Origin of the sequence: Streptomyces sp. NBC_01408 (genome assembly GCF_026340255.1) — a bacterium.
Taxonomy (GTDB): Bacteria; Actinomycetota; Actinomycetes; order Streptomycetales; family Streptomycetaceae; genus Streptomyces.
The window spans coordinates 2,847,725-2,864,854 of the sequence record NZ_JAPEPJ010000001.1 but is presented as its reverse complement, the minus strand read 5'-3'; the positions used below and the strand labels follow the sequence as shown (position 1 = coordinate 2,864,854).

Genomic DNA, 17,130 nt, shown 5'->3' with positions numbered 1-17,130 from the left:
CACCGCCGTGGCGACAACGCAGCCTTACCGTTCCTGGCCGAATCGGCCGCTGTCGGCCGAACCAGTTGAATCCGGACGCAGTCCGGTGCCCCGCGAACGGTCTTCAGGGACGGGGAACAGCGCGAGCTGGTCGCTTCGGCTCCGGCAGGTCTTGGTGCCCTGGTGGGGCGTGCCTGTGGTCCTTGGCGGGCTCGTGGTCCCACGTACCCTCGGGCGGGGGACGGTCTGGCCGGTAGCTCTCCGCGCCACGATCCTCCGGTCGCGTGCGGTCACACCTGGCCGACGCCGTACCCCGTAGCCGAGGGCACGCCTGCCGATCGCCACAGCGGCCGCATGGTGGCCAGTGACGACGGTGGTCTTGGATTGTTGCTGGAGCGGGGCCTGCCAGTGCTGGGCTCCCCAGCGGCTGGTGTAGGCGGGGCCGACCGCGACGACGACAAGCCCGGCGTGGTGGGCCATGCCGCGCAAGCGTTCCCTGAAGCGCAAGGTGGGAAGTCCGGAGACGGTGCGGCGGAACGTCCTGCCGCGTCTGCCGCGTCCCATGGTTTCCCGGCCGGTGGCGCGGGCGTCGGCGAAGCCAAGGTTCTCGATCGCCAGACCGGCGCAGCCGTTCGTCCCGGCGATGTCGATGAGTTCCGTGATGGCTGCCCGCAGCCGCCCATCGCGCTGGGATGACGGCCCGGTCAGATCGGTTGTGACGGTGATGGGCCGGCCGACCGGGTTGCCGTACGTGTCCACGACGCACACGGCGAGGTGACTGGCGTTGAGGTCCACGGCCAGCAGCCGGACACCGGTGGCGGCCAGCTCGACGGGTGTGGGCAGCACTGTCTTCGGGGCGGACCAGGAAGCGTCGAGATACCAACGGTCGCGGACTGGGTCGTGGGTGATGTCGTAGCGCACAGCCCGGTTGGCGCTGACCCGGCCCAGCCACTCCTCGCGGCGGTGGTTGAAGGTGACGGTGCAGCCGAGTCGGTAGCGTCCGCGCGGGGCGTTGGCGAGATGCCGCAAAGGTTCGGGCAGGACGATCGTCACGGTGCCGTCGGCCGGGTCCACGCTGATCGTGTAGTTCCCGTACGGCGCTCCGGACTCCCCATCGGCCGTGAGAAACATGCGCTGCGCATCCCACCGCTCCCGCCACTCCGACTCGATGAGCTCGGCCTCGGCAAGGTTGTGCCGTACCTTCACCAGGCGGCGGCCACCCACTACGACCGCGGGATGGCCGGCCCCGATCCGCTGCTCCACCTCGGCCAGGCGCGCCGTGAGCACCTGCAGCCGGCACTGCTTCTGCGCACGCTCGGCCCGGCTCGGGTATCCGCGAACACCACCCACACGCTGGCCGCACGCCACCGCCACACGCTTGCCGATACTGGCGACGGCCCGGCGCAGGGACGCCCGCTCATCGAAAAGGCATCGCAGGGACAGCTGGTACTGATCCTCGGACGCACGAGTGATGGCACCCGCCCACCGCGACGAAGACACCTTCGTCAGCGCACTCTTACGCTCTGCCCGCCTGTTGTCTTTGACCGTCACCCTGCCGATACGGACACGCGCGGCCAGGTCGGCACGGGCATGATGACCGAGATGTTCACCGACGATCTGCAAGACCTCGCCATCGGGCGTGGACAGGCGCAGACGGTCTCGGACTCGCGCACCCGCAGGAGCCGGCACCGTGAACGGATCGGTCAGCGTACGCAGCTCGAGTTTCCGCTCCTGCCGCCGCTTGTCCGCACCGCGTGCCACGAGCCTCCTCCTCATCCCCCACGACAGCACTGACGTTCTCCACTGAGAGTGATCCCTCCGCCGAGACCGGATACCTGCGGCCGACCCCCGTTCACCCAAACGAGATACCCGACGGCCAACCGGCCATCCCTCTCCGTGGCGTTTCATCGAGGCGGCCGAATCAAGGTTTGGCTATCCGAAATTGACACACGAGCCGCACGGGTGGTGGGGTCTGGCTCATTCGTACGAGCGGGGGACGTCTAGTGCGGCCACAGCGCTAGGGACGAGGAGGCTCTGTGCAGCTCAGGGGCAGGAAGCGGACGACGGCCGCGGCCGTCGCCGTGATCGGGTCGCTGCTGGGCGGGGCCGTCGCGGCCGCGCCGCCCGGGGCCCTGACGGCGCCGTCCGTCCCGGCGGGCCCGGCGCCGGACCAGGCTCCCCCCGCCGCCGCCGGGCCGCTGCTCGATCCCGGCGCGGACACCCCGCGCAGCGCAGCCGAGGGCCCGGCCGTCTGGCCCCGGCCGCAGTCGATGACGGCCGATCCGGCGCGCGCGGTGCCCCTGGGCTCCGAGGCCGTGCTGGTGGCGCCGGCCGACGCGGATCCGTACGCCGTCCAGGTGGTGCGCGACGCCCTGCGCGGGGCGGGCGTACGGACCCTGCACGAGCGGGCCCCCGGGGAGCCGCTGCCCGGCCGGGGCGCCGTCGTACGGGTCCAGGGCCCGGGCGCCGAGGAGGCGTTGCGGGCGCTGGGCGCGGCCGAGGCGGGCGATCTGCCGGGCGGGGGCTACCGGCTGGCCGTGGGGCGGCCCGGCGGCCGGGACACGGTCGCGCTGGCCGGCGTGGGCGGGGACGGGCTGTTCCACGCGGCGCAGACGCTGCGTCAGCTGCTGGCCGCGGGCGGGGCGAAGGTGCCCGGGGTGCTGGTGCGGGACTGGCCGACGGCGCCCGTCCGGGGGATCACCGAGGGCTTCTTCGGGCAGCCGTGGAGCCAGGAGCAGCGCCTGGCGCAGCTGGACTTCATGGGCCGCACCAAGCAGAACCGGCTGCTGCTCGCGCCCGGCGACGACCCGTACCGGACCACGGAGTGGCGCCAGGACTACCCCGTCGAGGCGCAGGCGGAGTTCCGCGCGCTGGCGGAACGGGCCCGCGCCAACCGGGTCGTGCTGGCCTGGGCGGTCACCCCCGGCCAGTCGATGTGCCTGTCCTCGGCGGCCGACCGGGCGGCCCTGGCGCGCAAGCTGGACGCGATGTGGGCGCTGGGGTTCCGGGCGTTCCAGGTGCAGTTCCCGGACGTCAGCTACTCGGAGTGGGGCTGCGCGGCCGACCGGGAGCGGTACGGGAAGGGCCCCGCGGCGGCCGCGAAGGCGCACGCGGAGGTCGCGGGCGCACTCGCGGCGCACCTGGCCGCCCGGCAGCCGGGCGGGGCCCCGCTGTCGCTGCTGCCGACCGAGTACTTCCAGGAGGGCGCCACGGCCTACCGGACGGCCCTGGCGGGCGCGCTGGACGGGCGGGTGGAGGTCGCCTGGACGGGCGTGGGCGTGGTCCCGCGCACGATCACCGGGAAGGAACTGGCCGGGGCGCGCTCGGCGCTGGGCCATCCGCTGGTCACCATGGACAACTACCCGGTCAACGACTGGGACCCCGGCCGGGTCTTCCTGGGCCCGTACACGGGCCGCGACCCGGTGGTCGCGGGCGGCTCGGCCGCGCTGCTGGCCAACGCGATGCCGCAGGGCACCCTGTCCCGCATCCCGCTGTTCACGGCGGCGGACTACGCGTGGAACCCGCGCGGCTACCGGGCCGGCGAGTCCTGGGCCGCGGCGGTGCGCGAGCTGGCGGGCCCGGACCCCCGGGCGCGCCAGGCGGTGGCGGCGCTGGCCGGGAACTCCGCCTCCTCCGGCCTCAAGCAGGAGGAGTCGGCCTACCTCAAGCCGCTGGTCGAGCAGTTCTGGCGGGCCCGCGCCGCGGGCGACCCGAACGCCGGGGCCGAGCTCCGCGAGGCGTTGACCGTGCTGCGCGAGGCCCCGGCGCGCCTCCCGGCCCTGTCGGACGAGGCCGGGCCCTGGCTGGATCGGCTCTCGCGCTACGGAACGGCCGGCGTGCTGGCGCTGGACGTGCTCCAGGCCCAGGCCCGCGGCGACGGGACGGCGGCCTGGCGGTCGGCGCGGGAACTGGCCGCCGCCCGCGGAAAGCTGGCGGAGCCGGGCACGGCCCGGCTCGACCGGGCCGTCCTGGATCCCTTCCTCCAGCAGGCCGCGGCCGAGGCCGACGCCTGGACGGGGGCCACCCGTACGACGGGCACGGTGACCCGGGAGCCGCAGGCCTGGACGGTACGGCTGGACTCCGCGCGCCCGGTGGCGGCCGTGACGGTGATGACGGACCCGCTCCCGGCCGGGGCGGCGGGGGCATCGGTGGAGGCCCATGTGCCCGGCGAGGGCTGGCGCGGCCTCGCCACGGCGGCGGCGTCCGGCTGGACCCAGGTGGACACGGCCGGGCTGCGCGCGGACGCGGTCCGGCTGTCGTGGCCGGGGGCCGCCCCGGCGGTCCACCGGGTGGTCCCGTGGCTCGGGGACGGCCCGCAGACGCGCTTCGAGCTGGCGGACGGGGCCCTGGCCGACGCGGAGATCGGCGGCGCACCCCGGCGGGTGTCGGCGGAGCTGTCCGCCCTGGGGCCCGGCGAGGTCCGCGGTCCGCTGTCGGCCCGGCCGCCCGCGGGCATCGAGGTCCGCCTGCCGCAGAGCGCGGTGGCCCCGCGCGGGGCGAACGTCTCGATCCCGGTGGAGGTGTCGGTCGCCGCGACGACCGCGCCGGGCAGCTACCAGGTGCCGGTGACCTTCAACGGGGAGTCGCGCACGCTGACGGTGCGGGCGGTGCTCCGTACCGGCGGCCCGGACCTGCTGCGCACCGCGCGGGCCTCCTCCTCGGCGGACGAGACCCCGGGCTTCCCGGCCTCGGCGGCCGTGGACGGCTCCCCGGCCACCCGCTGGTCCTCACCGCCGGTGGAGGGCGCCTGGTGGCGGGCGGAGCTGCCCGCCCCGGCCCGGATCGGCCGGCTCGAACTCCACTGGCAGGAGGCGTACCCCTCGGCGTACCGGGTGGAGACCTCGGCGGACGGGGTGACCTGGCGGGTGGCGGCGGCCGTCACGGCCGCGCGGGGCGGCCGCGAGTCGCTCCGGCTGGACGCGCCCGGCACCCGGTTCATCAGGGTGACGTCCGAGCGCCGCGCGACGCAGTACGGCATCTCGCTCTGGTCGGCGGAGGCCTACGCGGTCACCCCGTAGCACATCCAGCCCCGCCCGCGTTGGGGCTCGGCCACACCCAGCCCCGCCGGCGTTGGGGCCTCGGCCACACCCAGCCCCGCCGGCGCTCGAGGCGCGGCCATATCCAGCCCCGCCGGCGCTTGAGGCGCGGGGTCCGGGGCGGAGCCCCGGAAGGCCCGGCCGCAGGCCGGGGAACAGGCGCAACCGCCCCGGCCCGCAAACGCACCGGTCAGGACGCCGACGCCACCCCGATGCGCTCCAGCGCATCCTCGGCCCCGTACGGCTGGAGGTACGGCATCCACCGGGGGTCCCGGTGCCCCGTGCCGATGATGCGCCAGGCCAGGCCCGACGGCGGCGCCGGCTGGTGGCGCAGCCGCCAGCCCAGTTCCAGCAGGTGCCGGTCGGCCTTGACGTGGTTGCAGCGGCGGCACGCGGCGACGACGTTGTCCCACGCGTGCTGGCCACCCCGGCTGCGCGGGATGACGTGGTCGACGCTGGTGGCGACGCCGCCGCAGTACATGCAGCGGCCGCCGTCCCGGGCGAACAGGGCGCGCCGGGTGAGAGGAACGGGCCCCCGGTAGGGGACCCGCACAAAGCGCTTGAGCCGGACCACGCTGGGAGCGGGGACGGCTCTCGTCGCGCTGTGCAGATAGGCGCCGGATTCCTCCAGGGAGATCGCTTTGTTCTCCAGGACGAGGACGAGCGCGCGGCGGAGCGGTACGACGCCGAGCGGCTCGTACGACGCATTGAGGACCAGGACGTGCGGCACGGACTGCCTCCTTGTACGTCGGCGGCGCGTGGCTCGCGCCGGGACGATCTGCTCTCCAGTCTCTCCTTAGGGCTGGTCGAAGCGCCACCACGCGCCCGTAACGGGTCCGAGGTGTTTTCAACCACACCCGCCGCACGGGAGCGGAAGGCATCCCCAGGTGGGCGCGGCCCTCCCGCGAACACCGCACAACGGTGGAGGGATTGCCCCGTTAGTGTGGTTGGCCTGCCCGCACATCCGCCCCCGAACTCCGTCCGGGGGACCCCCGGCGGGCAGACCGCTACACCTGGAGGTTCCCGCGTGCCCTGGCCCGCCGCCCAGCTGCCCCTCGCAGCCGACAACCCGGACGTGTCCGCCACCCTCAAGGACACCCACCAGAGCGTCACCAACGCCGCGAGCTTCATCGAGGAGAACTGGGCCACCTGGCTGGGCATCGGCCTGCGCATCCTGCTGATCGTCGTGATCGCGGCGGCGCTGCGCTCGGTGGTCCGCAAGGCGCTGACCAAGCTGATAAACCGGATGAACACCAGCGCCGAGGCGGTGGAGGGCACCGCGCTCGGCGGGCTTCTGGTCAATGCCGAGCGGCGCCGCCAGCGGTCGGAGGCGATCGGCTCGGTACTGCGTTCGGTCGCTTCCTTCCTGATCCTCGGCACGGCCGCGCTGATGGTGCTGGCCGCGCTGAAGATCGATCTGGCTCCGCTGCTGGCGAGCGCCGGTGTGGCCGGTGTGGCCATCGGTTTCGGCGCGCGGAACCTGGTGACGGACTTCCTGTCCGGCGTGTTCATGATCATGGAGGACCAGTACGGCGTCGGGGACAAGATCGACGCGGGGGTGGCCTCCGGCGAGGTCATAGAGGTCGGCCTGCGGGTGACCAAGCTGCGCGGGGACAACGGCGAGATCTGGTACGTGCGCAACGGCGAGATCAAGCGGATCGGGAACCTCAGCCAGGGCTGGGCGACGGCGGGCGTGGACGTCCAGGTCAAGCCGTCGGAGAGCCTGCCCCGGATCCGCGAGGTGGTGCAGTCGGTCGCCGACACGCTGGCCAAGGAGTCCCCGTGGGACGAGCGCCTGTGGGGCCCGGTAGAGGTACTGGGCCTGGACGAGGTGCTGCTCGCCTCCATGACGGTGAAGGTGTCGGCCAAGACGATGCCGGGCCAGCAGTTCGCGGTGGAGCGGGAGCTGCGCTGGCGGATCAAGGAGGCCTTCGACGCGGCGGGCATCCAGATCATCGGCGGTCTGCCCGCCGGGGACGAGGACGAGGCCCCGGCGGACTCCTCGGCGGCCGTCGCCGCGCCCTCGGCGCTGGCTAACCCGGCCTCCCCGCAGTCCCTGGCCACCGCCCCGATCCCGCCGCCGGCCGCGCCCGGCGCCCCGAGGATCACCAAGTAACCCTCGTAGCCCTCGGACCCTCACCGGTCCGCACCCACTGCCCCCGCAGGTTTTCTGCGGGGGCAGTGCCATTGACAGGCCAGGAAGGCTGATAGGAAACTTACTTAACAGTTGCTGAAGAGCAGCCGTCGCGACGAGGGAGAAGCACCCCATGCCCGGCACCCCGCCCGCCCCCGGCACGCCCAGCCTGCTGCGCGTCATGAACGACCGCGCCGCCCTGGACCTGCTGCTGGAGCACGGCCCGCTGTCCCGGACGACCATCGGCCGGCTCACCGGGCTCAGCAAGCCCACCGCCTCCCAGCTGCTGGCCCGCCTGGAATCCGCCGGACTCGTCGTCGCCACCGGGACCGACCAGGGCCGCCCGGGCCCCAGCGCCCAGCTGTACGCGCTCAACGCCCGCGCGGCGCACGTCGGCGGGCTCGACGTCACCCCGCAGGGGATCACCGCGGCCGTCGCCGACGTCACGGGCGAGGTGGTCGGCCGCTTCGAGCTCCCCTCGGCGGCGGGCGCCGCGGCCGTCGACCAGGTCACCGAGGCCCTCGCCGGAGCCGTCAAGGCCGCCGGGCTGCACCGCGGCGACCTGCACCGCCTCGTCATCGCCACCCCGGGCGCCTTCGACCCGCAGACCGGCCAGCTGCGCTACGCCGGCCACCTCCCCGGCTGGCAGTCCCTCACCCTCCTCGACGAGCTGGCCGCGGCCCTGCCGATGCCGGTCGAGTACGAGAACGACGTCAACCTCGCCGCCGTCGCCGAACAGCGGCTCGGCGCGGCCCGCGGCCACCAGGACTTCGTCCTGCTCTGGAACGAGGACGGCCTCGGCGCCGCCCTGGTGCTCGGCGGCCGGCTGCACCGAGGCTGGACCGGCGGCGCGGGCGAGGTGGGCTTCCTGCCCGTGCCCGGCCATCCCCTGGTCCGCCAGGTCGCCCGGGCCAACACCGGCGGCTACCAGGAACTGGCCGGCGTACAGGTGCTGCCGCGGCTCGCCGCCGAACTGGGCATCGAGGCCGGACCGGAGCATGCCGCCCCCGGCGGCGCCGAGGCCCCCGGCGAACCGCAGGGCACCGGCGCCCCGGACGGCCCGCGGGTCGGGCACGGCCCGGAGGTCGCCGCCGCCGTCGCGCTGCTGGAACGGGCCGCCGCCACGCCCGAGGGGCCGTACCTGCGCTTCCTGGAGTCGTACGCCACCGTGCTCGCCACCGGTCTCGCCTCGCTCGTCGCCGTACTGGATCCCGAGATCGTGGTCCTGTCCGGGGCCGCCATCACCGCGGGCGGCGACCCGCTGCGCACCCTGCTGGAGGCCGAACTCGGCGAACTGGCCCCCGCCCGGCCCCGGCTGGTCACCGGCGAGGTGCGCGAACGGCCGGTGCTGCGGGGTGCGCTGGAGAGCGCCCTGGCCGCCACCCGGGACGAGGTGTTCGACACCTCGCGCTGACCCTGCCGACCCCGCCGACCCACTGCCCCGCTGCCCCGTCCCCTTCCTCCGCCCCGCACCGGCACCCGTACCCCTACCCGGACCACATCCGCACCGCACTGGCACCCGTACCCGCACCACCTCACCGTGAGCGCTCGTCCGCACCTCCTCCGCACCCCTCCCGTCCAGGAACCCCGCGCAGAGAGTGACACCGCCATGCCCAGAACCCGCCGCCTCACCGCCGCAGCCGGCGCCCTCGCCGCGATATCCCTGCTCGCCACCGCGTGTACGGGTCAGGGCGGCGGGGCCGCCGCCGACGACCCGGGCAAGGAGGTCACCCTCAACTTCTGGCACGGCTGGTCCGCGCCCAGCGAGGCGAAGGCGATCGAGGAGAACATCGCCCGGTTCGAGAAGGCGCACCCGAACATCAAGGTCCAGGTCACCGGCAACATGACCGACGACAAGGTCAACCAGGCGCTGCGGGCGGGTGGGGACAAGGCCCCCGACGTGGTGTCCTCCTTCACCACCGACAGCGTCGGGAAGTTCTGCAACTCCCGCGCCTTCACCGACCTGAACCCCTTCCTCCAGAAGTCCGGGATCGACAAGGCGAAGGTCTTCCCCAAGACCCTGCTGGAGTACACCCAGTTCAAGGGCAACCAGTGCACCCTGCCGCTGCTGAACGACGCGTACGGCCTCGTCTACAACAAGACCGCCTTCGCGGCCGCCGGCATCACCGAGCCCCCCAGGACCTGGAGCCAGTTCACCGAGGTCGCCCAGAAGCTGACCAAACCCAAGGGCGACTCGTACGAGCAGGTCGGCCTGATGCCCACCTTCCACGGCTACGAGACCACCCCGATGCGGCTGGCCGCGCAGTGGGGACCGACGTACTTCGACGCCGACGGCAAGTCCAACCTGGCCAAGGACCCGGCCTTCGCGAAGATGCTGACCGCGCAGAAGGACCTGGTGGCCAAGCTCGGCGGCTACGAGAAGCTGGAGCGCTTCCGCAGCACCTTCGGTGACGAGTGGAGCGCCGAGCACCCGTTCCACACCGGCCAGGTCGCCATGCAGATCGACGGCGAGTGGCGGGCCCCGATGGCCAAGGAGGCCGGGGTGAAGTTCGAGATCGGCACCGCGCCGCTGCCCGTCCCGGACGACCAGGCCGCCGACTACGGCAAGGGCTACCTCTCCGGCACGATCATGGGCATCGCCTCGGGCAGCAAGAAGCAGAACGCCTCGTGGGAGCTGGTCAAGTACATGACCACCGACACCGAGGCCGTGGTCGCCTTCGCCAACTCCATCCACAACGTGCCGTCCACGCTCGCGGCCCTGGAGTCCCCGAACCTCCAGGTGAGCCCGGAGTTCAAGACCTTCCTCGACATCGCCCGGCACCCCAGGTCCAGCACCACCCCGGCCCAGGCCGACGGCGGCACCTACCAGCTGACCTTCACCGACCTCGCGTACGCGGTCGAGAAGGGCGACTTGGGCGACATCCCGGCCGGCCTCGCCAAGGCCGACCAGCAGATCGACACGGACATCGCGAAGGCGAACTAGCCGCGATGACCCGCACGGACACGAACACGAGCACCGGCACCAGCACCCGCACCGGCACCGGCACCGGCACCGGCACGAGAACCAGCACCAGCACCAGCACCAGCCCCGGACTGCGGGCGAGGCGCCGGCGCTCCGCCCTGCGGACCGCGGCCTTCATGTCCCCCTGGCTGATCGGGTTCGCGGTCTTCTTCGCCTACCCGCTGCTGTCCACCGCCTACTTCTCCCTCACCCGGTACGACGGCTTCCGCCAGCCCGTCTTCAACGGCCTGGACAACTGGAGTTACGTCTTCTCGGACTATCCGCTGTTCTGGCCCGCGATGCGCAACACCCTGTGGCTGGTCGTGGTGATGGTCAGCTGCCGGGTCGTCTTCGGCCTCGGCGTCGGCCTGCTCATCACGAAGATCAAGACGGGGGCGGGGGTGTTCCGGACCCTGTTCTACCTGCCCTACCTGGCCCCACCGGTCGCCGCCACCCTGGCCTTCGTCTTCCTCCTCAACCCCGGCACCGGTCCCGTCAACACCCTGCTGGACTCGGTGGGACTGCCCACCCCCGGCTGGTTCACCGACGCCGACTGGTCCAAGCCCGCGCTGACCGCCCTCGCGCTGTGGGGGGTGGGCGACCTGATGGTCATCTTCATGGCCGCGCTGCTCGACGTACCGAAGGAGCAGTACGAGGCCGCCGAACTGGACGGGGCCGGGGCCTGGGCGCGGTTCCGGCACATCACCCTGCCGAACATCTCGCCGATCATCCTGTTCGCCGTGGTCACCGGCGTCATCCAGGCCATGCAGTACTACACGCAGCCCCTGGTGGCCGGGAAGGTGGCGGCCGGGGTGATCGGCGGCTCGGGCCAGCAGTTCGAGCCGGGCTACCCCGACAAGTCCACCCTGACCCTGCCGCAGCTCGTCTACAACCTCGGGTTCCAGCGCTTCGACTACGGCACCGCCTGCGTCGTCGCGCTGGTCCTCTTCGCCCTCTCCATGGCCTTCACCGCGCTGCTGATGCGCCGCCGTGGCGGACTGATCGGAGCCGGTGAGTGAGCACGCGCAGCCGCAGGGCCGTACTGCACTGGATCGGCGTGCACGCGCTGGGCGTGGCCGCCGCCCTCTTCTTCGTCCTCCCCTTCGTCTTCCTCCTCCTCACCTCCCTGATGGGCGACCGGCAGGCCCTGACCCGGGACCTGTGGCCGGACACCTGGGAATGGGAGAACTACGCCACCGTGTGGAACACCCCGGGCTTCCTGACCTGGTGGCGCAACACCCTCCTGTACGCCGGCCTCGGCACCGTCCTGACCGTGGTCTCCTCGCTGCCCGTGGCCTACGCACTCGCCAAGTTCCGCTTCCGCGGGCGCCGGCTCTCGCTGCTGCTGGTCATCGCCATGATGATGCTGCCGCCCCAGGTCGTGGTCATCCCGATGTACCTCTTCTGGGCCAAGCAGCTCGACCTGTCGGGCACCCTGTGGCCGCTGATCATCCCGATGGCCTTCGGCGACGCCTTCTCCATCTTCCTGCTCCGCCAGTTCCTGCTGACCATCCCCGACGAGTACCTGGACGCGGCCCGCGTCGACGGCTGCGGGGAGGTCCGCACCCTGCTGCGCGTGGTCCTGCCGATGGCCAAGCCCGGCATCGCGGCAGTCGCCCTGTTCCAGTTCTTCACCGCCTGGAACGACTACTTCGGACCCCAGATCTACGCCTCCGACAATCCGGCCGCCTGGACCCTCAGTTACGGCCTGGAGTCCTTCAAGGGGGCCCACCACACCAATTGGAACCTGACCATGGCCGCGACCGTGCTCGTCATGGCGCCGGTGATCGTCCTCTTCTTCTTCGCCCAGAAGGCATTCGTCGAGGGCGTCACGCTGACCGGAGTGAAAGGCTAGTGCCCATGAAACTCGCAGTGGTGGGCGGCGGTTCCACCTACACCCCCGAGCTGATCGACGGCTTCGCCCGGCTGCGCGACACCCTCCCGATCGGCGAACTGGTGCTGATCGACCCCGCCACCGACCGGCTGGAGCTGATCGGCGCACTCGCCCGGCGGATCTTCGCCCGGCAGGGGCACCCGGGCCTGATCACCACCACCTCGGACCTCGACGCCGGGGTCGACGGCGCCGACGCCGTCCTGATCCAGCTGCGCGTCGGCGGGCAGGCCGCGCGGCTCCAGGACGAGACCTGGCCGCTGGAGTGCGGCTGCGTCGGGCAGGAGACCACGGGCGCGGGCGGGCTCGCCAAAGCGCTGCGCACCGTGCCGGTGGTCCTCGACATCGCCGAGCGGGTCCGCCGGGCCAACCCGCGGGCCTGGATCATCGACTTCACCAACCCCGTCGGGATCGTCACCCGGGCCCTGCTCCAGGCCGGGCACAAGGCGGTCGGCCTGTGCAACGTGGCCATCGGCTTCCAGCGGAAGTTCGCGGCGCTGCTGGACCTCGCGCCCGGCGACATCCACCTGGACCACGTGGGGCTCAACCACCTCACCTGGGAACTGGGCGTGCGCCGGGGCGGCCCGGACGGCGAGGACCTGCTGCCGCGGCTGCTGTCCGCACACGGGGACGCGATCGCCGGGGACCTGCACCTGCCGAGGGCGGTACTGGACCGCCTCGGCGTCGTCCCCTCCTACTACCTGCGCTACTTCTACGCGCACGACGAGGTGGTGCGCGAACTCGGGTCGAAGCCCTCCCGGGCCGCCGAGGTCGCCGCGATGGAGAAGGAACTGCTCGCCCTGTACGGGGATCCCGCGCTCGACGAGAAGCCGGCGCTGCTGGCCAAGCGCGGCGGGGCCTTCTACTCGGAGGCGGCGGTGGACCTGGCCGCGGCGCTGCTGGGCGACGGCGGCTCCGCCGTGCAGGTCGTCAACACGTACAACAACGGCACCCTGCCGTTCCTCCCCGACGACGCGGTCATCGAGGTGCAGGCACGGGTCGGCGGCGGCACCGGGCCGGTACCGCTGGCGGCGCCGCGGCTGGACCCGCTGTACACCGGGCTGGTCTCGCACGTGACGGCGTACGAGGACCTCGCCCTGGACGCGGCGCTGCGGGGCGGCCGCGACCGGGTCTTCAAAGCCCTGCTCGCGCACCCGCTGGTGGGGCAGTTCGACCTCGCCGAGGGGCTGACGGACCGGCTGCTCGCGCACAACAAGGAGCACCTCGCATGGGCGTGAGCGGGCCCGTCACCCCGGCCGTCCTCGCCGTCGACGCGGGCAACAGCAAGACGGACGTGGCCCTGATCGCGGCGGACGGCACGGTGCTGGGCACCGGCCGCGCCGGGGGGTTCCAGCCACCGCGGTCCGGCGTCGAGCCGGCCCTGGACGTGGTCGGGCGGGCCGTCGCCGGGGCCGTGGAGTCCGCGGGCCTGCCCGGGCTGCGGCCCGGGGCCCCGTACGCCGCGCGGGTCTCGGCCTGTCTGGCCAACGCCGACCTGCCGGTGGAGGAGCGGCAGCTCGCGGACGCGATCCGCGCGCGCGGCTGGGGCGGGGCCGTCGAGGTCCGCAACGACACCTTCGCGATCCTGCGGGCCGGGGTGAACGAGCCCCGCGGGGTGGCCGTGGTGTGCGGGGCGGGCATCAACTGCGTGGGGATGCTGCCCGACGGGCGCACGGCCCGCTTCCCCGCGCTCGGGAAGATCTCCGGCGACTGGGGCGGCGGGGGCGGCCTGGCGGCGGAGGCGCTGTGGTGGGCGGCGCGGGCCGAGGACGGGCGCGGCGGTGCGACGGAGCTGGCGGCCGCGTTGCCGGGGCACTTCGGGCTGGCCTCCATGTACCGGCTGATCGAGGCGCTGCACCTGGGTGCCCTGGAGCAGGGGCGGACCCACGAGCTGGTGCCGGTGCTGTTCGCGGTGGCCGCGGCGGGCGATCCGGTGGCGGCGGCGATCGTGGCACGGCAGGCCGACGAGGTGGTGGCCCTGGCGGCGGTGGCGCTGACGCGCCTGGACCTGCTGGGCGAGGAGGCGCCCGTGCTGCTCGGCGGGAGCGTGCTCACCGCCCGGCACCCGCAGCTCAACGGGCGGATCGAGGAACTGCTGGCCGAACGGGCGCCGTACGCCCGGGTGGAGCTGGTCTCGGCGCCGCCGGTGCTCGGCGCGGCCCTGCTGGGCCTGGACGCCCTCGGCTCCCCGCCGGAGGCGCACGGAAAACTCCGTGCCCATTTCGGATGAACCCGCCCCTCGGAGCGGCGTGTCTGGAACCGTTGCGGGCGTAGAGGCGTATTGACGGTGAAGGGGTGACGGGGGCGCCCCGCGGGGGTGGATCGTCCTTGATCGGGCACCAGGTGCTGTGGCCGACCGTCAATGCGGCCATACTGCTGCGGAGCATGAGACCGAGGGGGAGGTCACGGTGGCGATCACATCACGCGCGCCCGCGCCCGGCGGTGGCGTTGCCGTGCCGCCCGCCGGGCCGCAGGGCCCGCCGCCCGACGGGCTGCCCGGGCGGGGCACCGCCTGGTCCGAGGGCGTGGAGCGGCTGCGCGAGGCGGCGACGACCGAGCCCGGCCGGCTGCGGATCATCGGGGCGGTTCTGGCCGCCCTGGTCGTGCTGTTCGGGTCGGTGACCGTCTGGGAGATCTCCGGCCGGGCCACGGCCGCCGACGACGTCGTGGGCCGCAGCCAGCCGCTGAGCGCGGACGCGGCGAGCATCTACCGCTCCCTCGCGGACGCCGACACCGCCTCCTCCAGCGGGTTCCTCGCCGGAGCCCAGGAGACGCGCGAGGTCCGCCAGCGGTACGAGGCCGACATCGCCAATGCCTCCAAGCTGCTGGTGAACGCGGCCGCCAACACCCGGGCCGATGAGGACTCCCGCAAGCAGATCGCCCTGCTGAGCGAGCAGTTGCCCCGCTACACCGGCCTGATCGAGCAGGCCCGCGCCACCAACCGGCAGGGCCTGCCGCTGGGCGGGGCCTATCTCCGGTACGCCAACGAGCAGATGACCACACAGCTGCTGCCCGCCGCGCAGCGGCTGTACGAGGCGGAGACGGGCCGGCTCTACACGGACTACGACGACGCCCGGTCGTGGCCGCTGGCCTCGATCGGCACGGGCCTGCTCGCGCTGGCCGCCCTGGGGTGGGCGCAGCGGCGCAACTACCTCCGTACGAATCGGGTCTTCAACCACGGGCTGGTGGCGGCGACGGCCGCGTCGGTGGTGGTGCTGCTGTGGCTGGCCGTGGGGCACACGGTCGCGCGGGCGGGGCTGAGTGAGGCCCGCTCCGACGGGCAGGAGTCCCTGAAGGTGCTCAACGACGCGCGGATCGCCTCCCTCCAGGCGCGGGCCGGTGAGAACCTGACGCTGGTCGCGCGGGGCGCCGTACTGACCGAGGACACCAAGTCCGACAAGTACGACACGGACTTCACGAACAACCTGGAGCAGCTGGAGACCGGGCTGTCGGCGGCGCTGCGACTGGCCGACGACGCAGCCGGCAAAACGCCGGTGACGCAGGCGGTGGACGGCGTGAAGCAGTGGAAGCAGCGGCACGCGGCGGCCCGGGAGTCCGACCTGAAGGGGGACTACGAGGCGGCTCTGACCCAGGTCATCGGGGACGAGCAGCACAAGGAGAGCAGCGGGGCCGCCTTCGACACGGTCGACGCCTCCCTGGAGCGGGCGGTGGCCCACGAACAGCGGGAGTTCACCCGGGCGGCCCGGGGCGGACTGGGTGCGCTGGGCGGTCTGGTGTCGGGCGCGGCGGCCCTGGCGGTCGTCGGCGCGGCGGCGGCGCTGCTCGGCATCGGGCGCAGGCTTTCGGAGTACAGGTGACAGCGATGCGGAAACGAGTGAGGGTCTCCGAGGGCTTCGAGGGCTACGCGAGCCGGGCGGGACAGGGCGGCGAGGGCGGCCCGGGCGCCGACCGCGCGGACCGTCCCGACGGCTCCGGCGTGCCCGCGGCCGGGCTCGCCGAGGCGGCCGGGCTCGCCGAGGCGGGCCTCGCGGGCGGCCCGGCCGTCGCCGCGGGCACCGTCGGCGGGCTGCGGCGGCTCAAGGGCCGGCTGCGCGGCTGGGGCGGGGTCAGTGCGATGGCCGCCGCCTGCGCGGTGACGGCCGCGGCCGCGCTGCTGCCGCTGGCCCATGCCGCGCCGGAATCCGGTCGTGCGGGGGGCGTCCACCAGCCCCTCTCGCAGGCCGTGGCCCCGGCCGCTCCGGCGGACACCTGCAAGGACCCGGAGGCCAGCCTGCGCCCCTCCGACGTCGACGGCGCGACCATCGCCCGGATCAAGGCGGCGGGCAAGCTGGTCGCGGGCGTGGACCAGAACAGCTTCCGCTGGGGCTATCGCAACCAGTCCGCCGAGGGCCGCCTCGACGGCTTCGACATCGACCTGGTCAAGGCCATAGCCAAGGACATCCTGGGCGACGAGAACGCCGTGATCTACCGGGCCATCCCCACCAGCCAGCGCGTCCCGGCGCTCCAGGAGGGCCGGGTCGACATCGTCGTGCGCACCATGACGATCAACTGCAAGCGACTGGAGGACGTCGCCTTCTCCACGGCGTACTTCGAGGCCGGGCAGCAGGTGCTGGTCCCCAAGATGTCGCTGATCACCGGGTACGACAGCTCGCTGAAGGACCGCCGGATCTGCACCGCGGCCGGCTCCACGGCGGAGGCGGCGCTCAAGTCGCAGTCGTACGGTTCGGTGTCGGTCAGCGTCCCCAACCAGCTGGACTGCCTGGTGCGGCTCCAGCTGGGCGAGGTGGACGGCATCATCACGGACAACGCGCTCGCCGCCGGCCAGGCCGCCCAGGACCCCTCGGTGCGGCTGGTGGGCTCCCCGTTCACCCAGGAGTTCTACGGGGTGGCGATGAACAAGGACGCGGGCGACCTGGTCCGCCGGGTCAACAAGGTCCTGGAGAACTACCGCGCGGGCGGCCCCGACAGCCCGTGGATGAAGGCGTACCGCAAGCACCTGGAGCCCGTGCTGCCCGGCGTGACCGCGCCGCCGGCGCCCAAGTACCGGGAGGGCTGAGCCCGGTGGCGGCAGGGGACACGGACGAGGAGGCGGGACCGGGTACCGCATCGGGTACGGGACCGGGCAGGGCGGCGCGAGCGGAGGCCCATTCGTTGGAGGCTTGGTCGG

12 protein-coding genes are annotated in these 17,130 nt (G+C 73.4%); 10 read left to right on the top strand and 2 right to left on the bottom strand.

Features of this window, described 5'->3' with window-relative positions:
• Positions 1 to 24 precede the first annotated feature (24 nt).
• Positions 25 to 1,740, bottom strand: a complete 1,716-nt coding sequence (locus tag OG447_RS13045) for a hypothetical protein (RefSeq protein ID WP_266936652.1) — start codon at positions 1,738 to 1,740, stop codon at positions 25 to 27.
• 275 nt (positions 1,741 to 2,015) lie between these two features.
• On the opposite strand from OG447_RS13045, the gene OG447_RS13040 reads away from it, so the two are divergent.
• Complete coding sequence (locus OG447_RS13040; protein WP_266936651.1) at positions 2,016 to 4,997, top strand: beta-N-acetylglucosaminidase domain-containing protein; 2,982 nt, start codon at positions 2,016 to 2,018, stop codon at positions 4,995 to 4,997.
• 208 nt (positions 4,998 to 5,205) lie between these two features.
• Here OG447_RS13040 and OG447_RS13035 read toward each other — a convergent pair whose 3' ends face one another.
• On the bottom strand, positions 5,206 to 5,745 hold the full coding sequence (locus OG447_RS13035) for an HNH endonuclease (RefSeq protein WP_266936650.1): 540 nt from the start codon (positions 5,743 to 5,745) through the stop codon (positions 5,206 to 5,208).
• A 345-nt stretch (positions 5,746 to 6,090) separates the two neighbouring features.
• Here OG447_RS13035 and OG447_RS13030 point away from each other — a divergent pair, with 345 nt between their 5' ends.
• The 9 genes from OG447_RS13030 to OG447_RS12990 all read left to right on the top strand — a co-directional run bounded on the left by OG447_RS13030 (position 6,091) and on the right by OG447_RS12990 (position 17,019).
• A complete protein-coding gene (locus OG447_RS13030) occupies positions 6,091 to 7,131 on the top strand; it encodes a mechanosensitive ion channel family protein (protein WP_266938858.1) in 1,041 nt (346 codons plus the stop codon).
• Positions 7,132 to 7,282: 151 nt separating this feature from the next.
• Complete coding sequence (locus OG447_RS13025) at positions 7,283 to 8,563, top strand: ROK family transcriptional regulator (protein ID WP_266936649.1); 1,281 nt, start codon at positions 7,283 to 7,285, stop codon at positions 8,561 to 8,563.
• Positions 8,564 to 8,758: 195 nt separating this feature from the next.
• Positions 8,759 to 10,093 (top strand): ABC transporter substrate-binding protein, encoded by a 1,335-nt coding sequence (locus OG447_RS13020; RefSeq protein WP_266936648.1) that lies wholly within the window; start codon positions 8,759 to 8,761, stop codon positions 10,091 to 10,093.
• Positions 10,094 to 10,248: 155 nt separating this feature from the next.
• Positions 10,249 to 11,130, top strand: a complete 882-nt coding sequence (locus OG447_RS13015; protein WP_266938857.1) for a carbohydrate ABC transporter permease — start codon at positions 10,249 to 10,251, stop codon at positions 11,128 to 11,130.
• Complete coding sequence (locus OG447_RS13010) at positions 11,127 to 11,966, top strand: carbohydrate ABC transporter permease (protein WP_266936647.1); 840 nt, start codon at positions 11,127 to 11,129, stop codon at positions 11,964 to 11,966. Before OG447_RS13015 ends, OG447_RS13010 begins: the two co-directional genes overlap by 4 nt.
• A 5-nt stretch (positions 11,967 to 11,971) precedes the next feature.
• The gene (locus OG447_RS13005; protein ID WP_266936646.1) at positions 11,972 to 13,240 is read left to right on the top strand and encodes a 6-phospho-beta-glucosidase; all 1,269 of its coding nucleotides are present in this window, start codon (positions 11,972 to 11,974) and stop codon (positions 13,238 to 13,240) included.
• The gene (locus OG447_RS13000; RefSeq protein ID WP_266936645.1) at positions 13,231 to 14,232 is read left to right on the top strand and encodes an N-acetylglucosamine kinase; all 1,002 of its coding nucleotides are present in this window, start codon (positions 13,231 to 13,233) and stop codon (positions 14,230 to 14,232) included. Before OG447_RS13005 ends, OG447_RS13000 begins: the two co-directional genes overlap by 10 nt.
• Before the next feature lie 262 nt (positions 14,233 to 14,494).
• Positions 14,495 to 15,820, top strand: coding sequence for a hypothetical protein (locus OG447_RS12995; RefSeq protein WP_266938856.1), 1,326 nt, complete (start codon positions 14,495 to 14,497; stop codon positions 15,818 to 15,820).
• A 257-nt stretch (positions 15,821 to 16,077) separates the two neighbouring features.
• Positions 16,078 to 17,019 carry a glutamate ABC transporter substrate-binding protein gene (locus tag OG447_RS12990; protein WP_266938855.1) on the top strand — a complete coding sequence of 314 codons (942 nt, stop codon included), beginning with the start codon at positions 16,078 to 16,080 and terminating at the stop codon, positions 17,017 to 17,019.
• The last annotated feature ends 111 nt before the right edge of the window (positions 17,020 to 17,130 follow it).